This is a genomic window from Flavobacterium zepuense (genome assembly GCF_007097145.1).
In the GTDB taxonomy this organism is placed as follows: Bacteria; Bacteroidota; Bacteroidia; order Flavobacteriales; family Flavobacteriaceae; genus Flavobacterium; species Flavobacterium zepuense.
Genome location: NZ_VJVZ01000015.1, coordinates 17378 through 29642, shown reverse-complemented (window position 1 = coordinate 29642; position 12265 = coordinate 17378). Strand labels below are relative to the sequence as shown.

Genomic DNA, 12265 nt, shown 5'->3' with positions numbered 1-12265 from the left:
CTAACATTTAAAATCACGAAATTATGAATATCTTAAAATTTATAGAATCGTTTACTAATGAGGGTGTAATACAAAGCCTGCAAAGTAAAGGATCAAGAAGAGATAGCTTATCACAGTTCGGCAAAATTGGCGCTAACACCGCTTTAGCCGCTGTGCCACTTGTATCAATGTTTTTTACGCAAAAAGCTAATGCAGCATCATCTGCATTTTTAGCCTCTGCGGCAGATACCCCAATATCTGCACTGCAACTTGCGCTTACTCTTGAATATTTAGAGGATGAATTTTACCAGATAGCGTTGGACACTAACGGACTTATTCCTGACGCTGAAAAAGATATTATTGCACAGATAAGCCAGCACGAAGCTGCCCACGTTAGCTTTTTAATGGGTGCACTTGGTGGTGACGCTCCTGCAAAACCTGAATTTGATTTTACTGCCAATGGTACATTTGATACATTTGATAACTACCAGACTTTCTTAGCCTTATCTCAGGCATTTGAAGATACAGGCGTGAGAGCATACAAAGGACAGGCAGCTAACCTTATGTCTAACGGAGATTTGCTAACTGCTGCTTTACAGATACACTCTGTTGAGGCACGCCACGCATCAAGAATCCGTAGGCTAAGAGGCCAAAAAGGATGGATAGTAGGCAACAGCATTGGCAATATGCCTGATATCCCAACGGTACACCAAATTTATGATGGTGAAGAAAACACCATACAAGGCGGTTACAACACTACTACTGCACAGGCTACAAATGGCCCGGCATTAACAGGTACAGGCACAACCGAATCATTTGATGAGCCTATTAGCGGAACCCTTGCTACAGAAATTGCAAGCGTATTTTTCGCTGTATAATAATAAAATCAATGTTGATTATTGCTGCCCGTTGGAACTATTTCCTACGGGCAGTTTTTTTATTAATTGCCTAAAAATTAATCTGCAATAGCTATTAAAAACAAAACTACTCCCTTATGGTAGTCTTATCTTTTAATGCCATTTGGGCAATTTCGTCTTTACGCTTAAAGCTAACACCTTTTTGTTTTTGCATATAACTAATAACATCATGAGCGGCTTTAACCATTTGCGGCGACCCCCCTATGCGATCATGAAAACTGATTGACATTTGCCTGCGTTTAAACTCGGCTTCAGCATACAATTGGTCAAATTCCATTTTAACCTGGTTAACAAATTGGTCGGCACTAAAATTTTTGCCCTCAATAAGTACAATATCGTTACAGCGAAGAGTATAGGGTACTACGGCAAAATCTTTTTTGTTAACCTGGATTATAAATGGCTCATCGCGGCTCAAATCATCTATATGATAAGTAAAACCAAGTTCCTGTAATATTTTAAGGGTATTTTCTCCACGACGCAGCCAGTTGGCATTATAACCCACAGTTGTAAACCCGGTAGCATTTTTAACAGCATCAGCACCATCCTTAATAAACTTCTTTTCGGCATCGTAAGACAGGTTGTACTGAGACGACCAATTCATTCCATGGGCAGCAGCCTCATGGCCACGTTCTACAATTTCTTTAGCCAGTTGCGGGTTTTTAAGTACTGCCGCCCCTACCATATGTGATGTTACTTTAATACCAAGCTTATCCCAATTATCCAGCATACGTGGTATACCCTCTTTATAACCATAATTATACCACGTTGCGGCAGGCAGGTCTTTATAACCTTTATCCATATTTTGAGGAAAAGGGCTCTCCGGGTTATCAGGCTGGCCACCAGCCTCAAACTGCATAGAGACAGAGACCACAAGGCGTGAACCATCTGCCCATTTTATTTTTTCGGCTGTAGCCAAAGATGCTGTAACAGGGCTATCCTTTGCAAACGCAAGGTTTGGCGCCACCATACCCGCAAGCCCGGCAATACCGGCTTGCTTTATAAAATTCCTTCTGTTGGTCATGTTATTATGTTTTAACAGGTTATTTAAGACAAAATTCAATTCTAAATTATGAAATCTTATCTAAAGTGTTACAACAATTTTCCCAACTGTGCGTCCGCTTTCTATTTGCAGGTGGGCCGCTCTCATATCATTAAAATCAAAAGTTTTAGATACATGCGGTTTTATAATGCCCTGCTTTAACAAATTAGCAATAGCCTCCATATCATTTCCATCGGGCCATACCATAAATACATACCCGGTCTTGCCGGCATCGGCAGCTTTATCCCTGGTTACAGTACCGCCACCGCCCGGATAGCTTATAATATGCCCATCCTCTTTTAAAACAGTTAGCGACCGGTCTATCGTATCTCCACCCACGTTATCTAACACGATATCAACATTGCTTACCACATCCTCAAAACGATGTGCTTTATAATCAATGTGCTCATCGGCGCCAAGCCCCAAAACAAAATCTTTATTAGCGGCAGACGACGTACCTATTACATAAGCGCCCAGATGTTTAGCTATTTGTACGGCAAAATGCCCCACACCGCCCGATGCTGCATGAACAAGCACCCTTTGCCCCGGTTGTATACTGCCAAGAGTATGTTGAATGGACTGATATGCCGTAAGTGCGGCCAGCGTGGCCGCAGCAGCCTGATGATGATTTATGTTAGTGGGTTTAAGGGCAAGCTCGGCAACGGGTGCGGCTACATATTCGGCGTAAGCCCTGGCGTGTTTAGGGAAATTCACCATCCCAAAAACCTCATCACCCACTTTAAAACGGGTTGCACCTTCGCCTACTTTTATAACCGTACCCGATATATCCCAGCCCAGTACTAAAGGGAACTGGTCTTTTAACCTGCCCGCCATACCATAGCCTGCACGTGTCTTGGCATCTACAGGGTTAACACTAAGTGCGGCAATTTTTACCAGCACCTCGCCTGCGGCAGGTTGCGGTATTTCAACTTCCTGATATTGAAAATTTTCTACGCCTCCAAATTTATTTAAAACTATTGCTCTCATAATTATTTAATTTTATAGTACAAATTTATACCGTTAAATAAACTTAAAACGGTATAAATTTTCCTTTTATTTGTAATTTTGCGTTATGAATAAGGAAAACATTTACCAGCCGTTTGAAATTGTTTACAAAACAATGGACGAATGCCCAAAGGAAGGCCACAAGCACTTGTTTTTTGAACTTGTGTATATAATTTCGGGTACAGGCATACAATGCATTAACCAAAACAAGTTTGAATACCATGCCGGACATATGTTCCTGATTACCCCGGAAGACTGCCACTCTTTTGAAATTGAGACCACTACCGAGTTTTTCTTTTTGAAGTTTACCGATATTTACATTAAGTCGAAGGCATTTCAGTCGGAGGATATAGAACGTTTGGAATATATACTTAGCAATGCAAACCATCAGCCAGGGTGCATACTTAAAAATTTATCCGATAAAAGCCTTGTTAAGCCTATAACTGAAGCTATTATACGCGAGTATGTTAACCGCGATCTGTACAACAGGGAGTTAATTCAGCAGCTTGTAAACACGCTTATTGTGGTGGTGGCGCGCAATATAGCTAAGTATATGCCTGCCGATATCAGCGAAAAAACTGATGAAAAAGCGCTGGATATACTTAACTACATCCAAAAAAATATTTACAGCCCGGAGAACCTGCGGACTGATGTAATGAGTAATTATTTTGGGATCTCTGAAACGTACCTGGGCAAGTATTTCAAAAAGCACACTAACGAAACCATACAGCAATACACGGCCAACCACCGTATTACGCTGATAGAAGCCCGATTAAAATTCAGCGATAAGCGTATAAACGAAATTGCCGCCGAATTTGGCTTTACCGATGACAGCCACTTTAATAAATTCTTTAGGAAACAAAAAGGCATTAGCCCAAGCGGGTTTAGAAAGGCACTTATAAAGAAAGCGGTAGCAATTGAAGCTTAAAAGCTAAGTGTCAATAACTAAATGTATCGGCACACTCCCCTGTATTGCTTTCCTCTCCGTCGTTGTTAAGCGCAAAATATTCACCGCTTAGAGAGACACCTTTCGCTGTACGCTCTAAAGTAATTTTAAGGAAACCATATTTAGAGTCGCAGTAATTTTGAAGGTATACATTATCCAGCAGTTCACTATCAGTACTATATAGCGGGTCGCCTTCGCGCACCAGCGAATGCAGTTCATCAAACCCTCCTGCTCCGCAAACAATATACGGCACCACCTTGCCATTGGCATAGGTTTTATTAAAGCGTTGGTAATTGTGTACATGGCCGCTAAAAACAGCATCGGGCAGTACGCCGCTTTCTGCAAAGGCGGCTTCTAAAATGGTAATCATGGGCAGGCTGGAACCGTGGTTAAAATCGGCCGTGTAAGGCGCATGATGAATGCACACAATTATAAGCTTACCGGGCTGTTCTTTTGCCGCAGTTCTTAATTCTTCTACAAACCATTTTCGCTGATTTTCATCTACATAGCCAAACTTGGGCACATTACTGTGTAAGCCTATAATATTAGCCAAAGGCGTTTGCAGTGTCCAGTAAATATTGGGCTGTACCATGCTTTTACGCTTGCCAGCACTAAAAGGTATGTCGCGGCTTTTTGCATCGCAAAAAACGGCTGTAAAGGCATCAAGGCTGTTGTATGGCACAGGGTTGACCGGGTTAACATCGCTGTCATGGTTACCGGCTATGGCAAAAATTGGTTTTGTATACCTTTCATACGGTTTAAAAAACTGATTTTCATACTGCTCCGCTTCGCCAAAATGATACACTACATCACCCAGATGGTAGAGAAAAGCTGGCTGCTCTCCAGCGTCACCTTCCGAGACTTGCTTACACATTTGAGCGGCTATTTTTTGCTGCCCGTCCGGGTAGCGTACCCCACCGGTATCGCCCACCATATTAAAACTGAATTTATTATGTGCCAACATTGTAAATTTCTCTACGTCCAAATGATATGGATATGCGCCTGAGGGAGCAGGAAGCGGTTGTTTTTTATAGCTATCATCTGGCTGGTAAAGTTTAAGTATCGGGCGATCGTATTTTTTATTTTGTTGAGAAGCCATAAGTGAAATATGCAATGGGGATTTATCCGCCGCAAGATAAAGCCCACAGGCCAAATAGCCTTAGCTTTTTTGGCATTTATAACCTATTGATAACATTTAGGCCCGATGAAAACCTTGTATTATTGAGGATTATTATGCTAAAACAAAAAAATTAGATTGCATATATTTTGATTACAAGCGAGTTACGATTAAATGTTGTAAATTCAGAAACTTTTACGACCAACCTTGGGTAACTTAACGCAGTAGTCTATGAAAAAAATAATTGTTTTCGCATCGCTATCGTTTGCAAGCGGCATTCTGTTTGTAAATATTTACAACTCTTTAGTTAATGCTGTTGCAGTTGAGAGTGATATTCCTAATTCGGTACTAGCCACAAGGGAGTACTTTAAAACAGTAAATCCCGGAGATTTCTTTAAAATATTTTCTCCGCTCACTCAAGTACTTGCACTATTATCACTTATTCTGTTTTGGAAAAGGTCACCCCCGGTAAGGTTATTTCTGGGAATTGCACTGGCATTTTATTTCGCGGCAGATGTATTTACTTTTATCTATTTTCATCCACGAAACGATATCATGTTCATGTCGAAAAAACTTCCCGACACCCAGACACTTAAACGATTAGCCGCCGAATGGAGCTCAATGAACTGGTTAAGGTCGCTACTGGTGCTTATAGGCATTGTGTTTTCATCTATGGGAATTGATAAAATTTATACACTAAAGCAAAGTATCTGATTGATTTGGATGCCAAAAAATAAAAAAAGCCCCTGAAAATCAGAGGCTTTTTGTTGTGCGGGTGATAGGACTCGAACCTACACACCTTGCGGCACCAGATCCTAAGTCTGGCGTGTCTACCAATTTCACCACACCCGCGGGTATACTAAAATAGTATCTTGCGTCATTACAAGGGTGCAAATATACAATTTAGTTTTTATAATCAAAGAAAAGCTTTCAATAAAATTTAGGCATAAAAAAGCCCCTGAAAATCAGAGGCTTCTTACTGTGCGGGTGATAGGACTCGAACCTACACACCTTGCGGCACCAGATCCTAAGTCTGGCGTGTCTACCAATTTCACCACACCCGCGGGCAGATAATGTAACTGATATGTGTTTCATTATTACGGGTGCAAATATACAACTGTTTTGCAATTTTCAAATTAAAATTCTAACTTTTTTACGTTTTATTTTTTCGTATTTTTGATGCTCAATCGTATACCTCTAATTTATAATGGATAACATAAAAAACTATGTCGGACAAAACAAAGACCGATTCATAAATGAGCTTATAGAACTGCTTAAAATACCATCGGTTAGTGCAGACAGCGCTTATTCGCAAGATGTAATAAATACTGCCGATGCCGTTAAGGCCAGCCTTGAAAAAGCGGGCTGCGACCATGTTGAAATTTGCGAAACGCCCGGTTACCCTATTGTTTACGGCGAAAAGATCATCGATAAAAACCTGCCAACTATCTTAGTATACGGTCATTATGATGTTCAGCCGGCCGACCCGGTTGAGTTATGGACCTCCCCTCCTTTTGAGCCTGTTATTAAAAAGACCGACCTTCACCCGGAAGGCGCCATCTTTGCGCGTGGCGCCTGCGACGATAAAGGCCAGATGTACATGCACGTTAAAGCGCTGGAATACATGGTACAGAGCAACAGCCTGCCCTGCAACGTTAAGTTTATGATAGAGGGCGAAGAAGAGGTTGGTTCGCCAAGCCTTGCCTGGTTTGTAGAGCGCAACCAGGATAAACTGGCTAATGATGTTATCCTAATTTCAGATACCGGTATGATATCTAACACGCAACCCTCTATTACTACGGGGCTTAGAGGCCTTAGCTATGTAGAGGTTGAAGTTACCGGCCCTAACCGCGATTTACACTCTGGGCTATACGGTGGCGCAGTTGCTAACCCTATTAACGTGTTAGCCAAGATGATAGCCCAATTGCATGACGAGAATAACCACATTACCATTCCCGGTTTTTATGATAAGGTTGAAGAACTTACCCGCGATGAGCGCGACGAGATGGCTAAAGCGCCATTTTCGCTTGATGCTTACAAGCAAGCCCTTGATATTCAGGATGTTTATGGTGAGGCTACCTACACGACCAATGAGCGTAATTCCATCCGCCCAACGCTTGATGTTAACGGTATTTGGGGTGGCTACACCGGCGAAGGTGCTAAAACCGTGATTGCCAGCAAGGCATACGCCAAAATATCGATGCGACTGGTACCTGCGCAGGACTGGAATGAAATTACCGAGCTGTTTACCAGGCACTTTACAAGCCTTGCCCCAAAGGGTGTCCGTGTTAAGGTTACGCCGCACCACGGTGGCCAGGCCTACGTAACTCCCATAGATAGTGTGGGTTACAAAGCGGCCGCACTGGCTTATGAGGAAAGTTTTGGTATTAAGCCTATCCCTGTACGCAGTGGTGGTAGTATACCGATCGTGGCTTTATTTGAGAAAGAGCTTAAGAGTAAAACGATTATGATGGGCTTTGGCCTTGATAGCGACGCCATACATTCCCCTAACGAGCACTTTGGCATTTTTAATTACCTAAAAGGCATCGAAACGATTCCGCTTTTTTACAAACATTTTACAGAGCTTTCTAAATAAAATGGCTTAATATTTCACTTTTGGATATTGAAATAGCCTGTCGCAATACATAAAATCTGCCCCTCAAAAAGGCAGGTTTTTTTATGCTTTAACCTCAAAATATACCAATCGGTATAATATTTTCATCTCTAAAATCACTATAACTGCTTTTATACCGATTGGTATATTTTGTCTTGCAACTGCAACTTAATTTTTTTCAAAAAAGCTGTTCTAAAAAAATATTTCAAAAAAAAGAAAAAGATAAGTTTGGCAAACAACTTTACCTAACATTTTTTCCTTCCCGAAAATTTTATCTGAAAAAATTAGGCTGAATAGAAATTTATTCTACATTTGTAGAAACAATTCTCAATCTGTAGAACAAATGCAACTTACAAAAACCGAAGAACAGCTGATGCACTATTTATGGAAACTGGAAAAAGCCTTTATGAAAGACCTTTTAGACCTGTTCCCCGAGCCAAAGCCTGCGGCAACAACGGTTGCTACGTTGCTTAAGCGCATGACCGACAAGGGCTTTGTAGGCTACAAAGAGTATGGCAAAAGCCGCGAGTACTTTCCACAGGTTAAAAAATCAGAGTACTCGTCTAAACAGATGAACGGCATGATAAAGAACTTCTTTAACAACTCGGCATCGCAGTTTGCCTCCTTCTTTACGCAGGAAACCAATATGACCAGCGCCGAACTGGAGGAGCTGAAAAAAATAATCGATTCCGAAATTAAAAAGAAACAGCAATGATAGATTTCTTACTAAAGTCAACCATTAGCATGGCGTTACTGTTGGCAGTTTACCATTTGTTCTTAGCTAAAGAAAAAATGCACCGCTTTAACCGTTTTTACCTTCTGTTTAGCATTGCATTTTCTTTCCTACTGCCTTTTGTAAGCTTTACCATCAACAGTCCTGTTATGGCGCAGCCCTTAAACGAACTCACAACTATACTCCTTGCCCCGGCAATTATATCTGCCCCCAACAAAACCAATTACCTGCCTTACATCAGCTGGGGCATCTACGGATTTGTAACCCTATTGTTGCTACTACGCTTTGCCGTGAGCCTCCTGCATTTTAAAAGGCAGGTAAACTATAACGAACATAGTAACCACAAGGGTGCCGTGCTGGTACTGGTAAACGCAAATATCCTTCCGCATACCTTTCTTAACTACATATTTATAAATAAGGAGGAGCACGATAACCAGGTTATTGAGGATGAGCTGTACACCCATGAACTTGCACACGTGCACCAGCACCACACCGTAGATGTATTGTTTATAGAAGTGCTTAAAACCGTGTTTTGGTTTAACCCGCTGCTCTACTTTTACAAAAAAGCCATACAGTTAAACCACGAGTTCCTGGCCGATGAAACCGTGGTAAACGCTGCCCACAATGTAATTACCTACCAACAATTGCTGCTGCAAAAAGCCACTAAAGGCCACACCTTTGCGCTGGCGAGCAACCTCAACTTTGCCATAACTAAAAAACGATTACTTATGATGACAAAAACAACTCCCCGTTTATTAGCCACCATTAAGCAACTGGCTATAGTACCCCTGCTTGCAGGTTTAGTATTGGTATCGTGTGCCGATGAAGCTAATGATGTTAATGAAAGCGCGATTAAGGGCCGTCAGGCCGCAGTGCAGAATGCCATCGAAGATACCAATGAAAACTTCCGTAATGGCGAGATACATAACTCTGCCAGCTTAACAAAACAGCCTGAATATCCGGGTGGTATGGGCGCATTTTATTACAATACTATGGAAAACTTTAAAATTCCTGATGGTCTTAATGGTAATTTTAGAGTATACGTATCTTTTGTAATTGAGCCTGACGGTACTTTATCTAACGCTAAAGTTTTGAGGGATCCGTCTAAAGGCGGCATTTTAGGTACCGAAGCTTTAAGGGTATTAAAATCTACAGGAGAGAAATGGTTGCCGGGAGAAATTAATGGCACGCCGGTGCGCACATCCTACAACCTGCCTATTACGGTAAATATTGTTGATTGATTGTTTGAGTTGCATTAAATACAAATCTGCCCACCGTGGCAGATTTTTTTATGCCCTAAACTAAAACAAACCAGCCATTTACAACATTGCATTAAAAAACGCGTTATTTTTGTAGCGCCTGCCCTAATCAAGCAGTAGTTAAAACATCATCAATCATCAAAAACAATCATCATGTTAAAGCGTTTCTTTATTACCTGCTCCGGGGCAGATAAGGCTATTATCTACTCCTGTTCTAACGGAGAACAAAACAAATATGCCGGTATAGGCGCCACCGTTTTCTTTACCGCACTCCTTGCCTGGATAGCCGCCGGCTATGCCCTCTACACCGTTTTTGGTAACGTGTACACAGCAGCATTCTTTGGCCTGATCTGGGGTCTGCTTATCTTTAACTTAGACCGGTTTATTGTTTCTACCATCCGCAAGCGCGATAAATTTGGCAGTGAGCTATTGCAAGCCACCCCGCGTATTATCCTTGCCGTGATTATTGCCATTGTTATCTCTAAGCCTCTCGAAATTAAAATTTTTGAGAAAGAGATAAACACCGTCCTTCTTAAAGAAAAGAACGAAATGGCACTTGCCAATAAAAAACAGGTTGCCAACTATTTTAAAACCGACTTGGACAAAAACAAAGCCCAGACCGACAGCCTGAAATCAGAGATCCTTAAAAAGGAGAAGGAAGTCAACGCCCTGTACTCAACGTATATTACTGAGGCAGAAGGCACCAAAGGCACCTTAAAGCTTGGCAAAGGCCCTGTGTACAAAGAAAAGCGCGACAAGCACGATGCCGCACTTAAAGAACTGGAAACCCTCCGTAAAACCAATACTGATAAAATCACTGCCAACGATAGACAGGCTGCCACCCTGCAAGCCGACCTCGACAAAAAAGTTGCCGATACCCAACCGATTATAGAGGGGTTCGATGGGCTTATGGCGCGCATTAACGCGCTTAACAAGCTGCCGTTTTTGCCATCGTTATTTATCATGCTGTTGTTTTTAGCTATCGAGACTTCGCCTATTATTGCCAAGTTGCTTTCGCCAAAAGGCGAATACGACTTTAAGCTGGAAGATACCGAGGCCGCCGTTAAAACCAACCTGGCACAAAACAACCACCAGCGCGAGTTGCTTCGTACCACCGATGCCGGTATTTATGACGATGTGTATGCCGAAATTCGCAACGACCGCGAGCTGTACAACTACAAGAAGAAAAAAGCTATCGAGATGCTGGAAATGCAGGCCGATAAATTTGCCGATAAACAAAAAGGCGTTATGTAACCGTAGAGACGCAATGCTTTGCGTCTCCCATAATCTAAATAAATAAAACAGCCCTGCACAGCGGGGCTGTTTACTTTTATGCTTCTAACTAATCAGGTGGTTCGTTTTAAAATTCAAAACGTTTCAATATCTTTGAGAAATGAAGATTGAAAGCCAGTTAGAAAAAATATCAGGGTTTAAAAACCTGGAGCTTTTAGCCAACCAAATTGTGGAAGGCTTTATATCGGGTATGCACAAGAGTCCGTTTCATGGGTTTTCGGCAGAGTTTGCCGAGCACAAGGTGTACAATCAGGGCGAGAGCACAAAGAACATCGATTGGAAACTATACGCCCGTACCGACAGGCTGTACTCTAAGCGTTATGAGGAGGAAACCAACCTGCGCTGCCACCTTATTATAGACAACTCGTCGAGCATGCACTACCCTAAATTAAAGGATGGGCAGCACTTTTATGAAAATAAGATAGGCTTCTCGGTACTGGCATCGGCTGTTTTAATGGACCTCCTAAGGCGCCAGCGTGATGCCGTGGGGCTAAGTGTATATTCTGACAGTTATGAGTTCTACGCGCCCGAAAAAGGCAGCGGAAGGCATCATCGTATGCTTATAGACAAGCTGGAGGGTGTGCTGGCTACACCAAAAGAAGCTAAAAACACCGATACCACTACGTTTTTACACCAGATAGCGCAAAAAATGCACCGCCGCTCTATGATCATATTGTTTACCGATATGTTTCAGCCCGGTAATGATGAGGCGCTGTTTAATGCCCTACAACACTTAAAGCACGATAAGCATAAGGTGGTTTTGTTTCATGTAGTGGATAAAAAAACAGAGTACAGCTTTGATTTTGACAATACCCCGCGCAAATTTATAGATGTAGAAAGCGGCGAACAGGTAAACCTGTATGCCGAAAATGTAAAAGAAGAGTACGAAAAACTGGTTGCCGCCTACTTTAAAAAGGTTGCCGATACCTGTATACAGTACCGTATTAAGTACGTTCCTGTTTCGGTAGATGAAAAATTTGAAAAAATCCTGACCACTTACCTTGTTGAAAAACAAAAGTTTGGGTAACTTTATAAAAAAATGTTTCGCAATTGTTTAAAAAACGTTTGCAGAAATCAAAATGAGTTGTATATTTGCAACCGCAATAAAGCACTGGTTTGGTAGTTCAGTTGGTTAGAATACATGCCTGTCACGCATGGGGTCGCGGGTTCGAGTCCCGTCCAGACCGCTAAGCGGGGGAATTGAAAAATTCTCCCGCTTTTTTTCATATATAAGCAACCCTTTCTCCTTCATTATCTGTGAGTTATGAGATAATAAATCAATCATCGTAGGGGTTCGATACATCCCCTCCTGATAGTAAAGATTTTGCTCGAACCCCAGCCTTATAAGCTCTTGTTTCTCCAA

The 12265-nt window shown here is 41.9% G+C and carries 11 protein-coding genes and 3 tRNA genes; 9 read left to right on the top strand and 5 right to left on the bottom strand.

Going from position 1 to position 12265, the window contains the following annotated elements; all coding sequences use genetic code 11:
• Positions 1–23: 23 nt before the first annotated feature.
• A complete protein-coding gene (locus FMM05_RS18955; RefSeq protein WP_143374999.1) occupies positions 24–857 on the top strand; it encodes a ferritin-like domain-containing protein in 834 nt (277 codons plus the stop codon).
• Positions 858–963: 106 nt separating this feature from the next.
• Here FMM05_RS18955 and FMM05_RS18950 read toward each other — a convergent pair whose 3' ends face one another.
• Positions 964–1917, bottom strand: a complete 954-nt coding sequence (locus FMM05_RS18950; RefSeq protein ID WP_143374998.1) for a polysaccharide deacetylase family protein — start codon at positions 1915–1917, stop codon at positions 964–966.
• Between the two features lie 60 nt (positions 1918–1977).
• The gene (locus FMM05_RS18945; protein ID WP_143374997.1) at positions 1978–2922 is read right to left on the bottom strand and encodes an NADP-dependent oxidoreductase; all 945 of its coding nucleotides are present in this window, start codon (positions 2920–2922) and stop codon (positions 1978–1980) included.
• An 85-nt stretch (positions 2923–3007) separates the two neighbouring features.
• Between FMM05_RS18945 and FMM05_RS18940 the strand changes: the two genes are divergently transcribed.
• Positions 3008–3868, top strand: coding sequence for an AraC family transcriptional regulator (locus FMM05_RS18940; protein WP_143374996.1), 861 nt, complete (start codon positions 3008–3010; stop codon positions 3866–3868).
• A 10-nt stretch (positions 3869–3878) separates the two neighbouring features.
• Here FMM05_RS18940 and FMM05_RS18935 read toward each other — a convergent pair whose 3' ends face one another.
• Positions 3879–4985, bottom strand: a complete 1107-nt coding sequence (locus FMM05_RS18935; RefSeq protein ID WP_143374995.1) for a metallophosphoesterase family protein — start codon at positions 4983–4985, stop codon at positions 3879–3881.
• 249 nt (positions 4986–5234) lie between these two features.
• On the opposite strand from FMM05_RS18935, the gene FMM05_RS18930 reads away from it, so the two are divergent.
• A complete protein-coding gene (locus tag FMM05_RS18930; protein WP_143374994.1) occupies positions 5235–5717 on the top strand; it encodes a DUF1772 domain-containing protein in 483 nt (160 codons plus the stop codon).
• Positions 5718–5773: 56 nt separating this feature from the next.
• Here FMM05_RS18930 and FMM05_RS18925 read toward each other — a convergent pair.
• Positions 5774–5855 (bottom strand) — tRNA-Leu (locus FMM05_RS18925).
• A gap of 130 nt (positions 5856–5985) precedes the next feature.
• Positions 5986–6067 (bottom strand) — tRNA-Leu (locus FMM05_RS18920).
• Positions 6068–6210: 143 nt separating this feature from the next.
• Here FMM05_RS18920 and FMM05_RS18915 point away from each other — a divergent pair.
• From FMM05_RS18915 to FMM05_RS18890, 6 genes are all read left to right on the top strand, one after another.
• Positions 6211–7599 carry a dipeptidase gene (locus FMM05_RS18915; RefSeq protein WP_143374993.1) on the top strand — a complete coding sequence of 463 codons (1389 nt, stop codon included), beginning with the start codon at positions 6211–6213 and terminating at the stop codon, positions 7597–7599.
• A 361-nt stretch (positions 7600–7960) separates the two neighbouring features.
• A complete protein-coding gene (locus tag FMM05_RS18910) occupies positions 7961–8332 on the top strand; it encodes a BlaI/MecI/CopY family transcriptional regulator (protein ID WP_143374992.1) in 372 nt (123 codons plus the stop codon).
• Entirely contained in the window at positions 8329–9591 is a 1263-nt protein-coding gene (locus FMM05_RS18905; protein WP_143374991.1) for a M56 family metallopeptidase, read from the top strand. The genes FMM05_RS18910 and FMM05_RS18905 overlap by 4 nt, the downstream gene beginning before the upstream one ends.
• Positions 9592–9762: 171 nt before the next feature.
• Positions 9763–10863: a DUF4407 domain-containing protein gene (locus FMM05_RS18900; RefSeq protein ID WP_143374990.1), complete on the top strand. Its 1101-nt coding sequence runs from the start codon at positions 9763–9765 to the stop codon at positions 10861–10863.
• A gap of 139 nt (positions 10864–11002) precedes the next feature.
• Positions 11003–11929, top strand: coding sequence for a DUF58 domain-containing protein (locus FMM05_RS18895; protein WP_143374989.1), 927 nt, complete (start codon positions 11003–11005; stop codon positions 11927–11929).
• A gap of 86 nt (positions 11930–12015) precedes the next feature.
• A tRNA-Asp gene (locus FMM05_RS18890) sits at positions 12016–12089 on the top strand.
• The last annotated feature ends 176 nt before the right edge of the window (positions 12090–12265 follow it).

Bases quoted from the DNA above. Each gene is read 5' to 3' on its own strand.
- FMM05_RS18955 (WP_143374999.1), top strand. From the start codon at position 24: ATGAATATCTTAAAATTTATAGAATCGTTTACTAATGAGGGTGTAATA.
- FMM05_RS18950 (WP_143374998.1), bottom strand. From the start codon at position 1,917: ATGACCAACAGAAGGAATTTTATAAAGCAAGCCGGTATTGCCGGGCTT.
- FMM05_RS18945 (WP_143374997.1), bottom strand. From the start codon at position 2,922: ATGAGAGCAATAGTTTTAAATAAATTTGGAGGCGTAGAAAATTTTCAA.
- FMM05_RS18940 (WP_143374996.1), top strand. From the start codon at position 3,008: ATGAATAAGGAAAACATTTACCAGCCGTTTGAAATTGTTTACAAAACA.
- FMM05_RS18935 (WP_143374995.1), bottom strand. From the start codon at position 4,985: ATGGCTTCTCAACAAAATAAAAAATACGATCGCCCGATACTTAAACTT.
- FMM05_RS18930 (WP_143374994.1), top strand. From the start codon at position 5,235: ATGAAAAAAATAATTGTTTTCGCATCGCTATCGTTTGCAAGCGGCATT.
- FMM05_RS18915 (WP_143374993.1), top strand. From the start codon at position 6,211: ATGGATAACATAAAAAACTATGTCGGACAAAACAAAGACCGATTCATA.
- FMM05_RS18910 (WP_143374992.1), top strand. From the start codon at position 7,961: ATGCAACTTACAAAAACCGAAGAACAGCTGATGCACTATTTATGGAAA.
- FMM05_RS18905 (WP_143374991.1), top strand. From the start codon at position 8,329: ATGATAGATTTCTTACTAAAGTCAACCATTAGCATGGCGTTACTGTTG.
- FMM05_RS18900 (WP_143374990.1), top strand. From the start codon at position 9,763: ATGTTAAAGCGTTTCTTTATTACCTGCTCCGGGGCAGATAAGGCTATT.
- FMM05_RS18895 (WP_143374989.1), top strand. From the start codon at position 11,003: ATGAAGATTGAAAGCCAGTTAGAAAAAATATCAGGGTTTAAAAACCTG.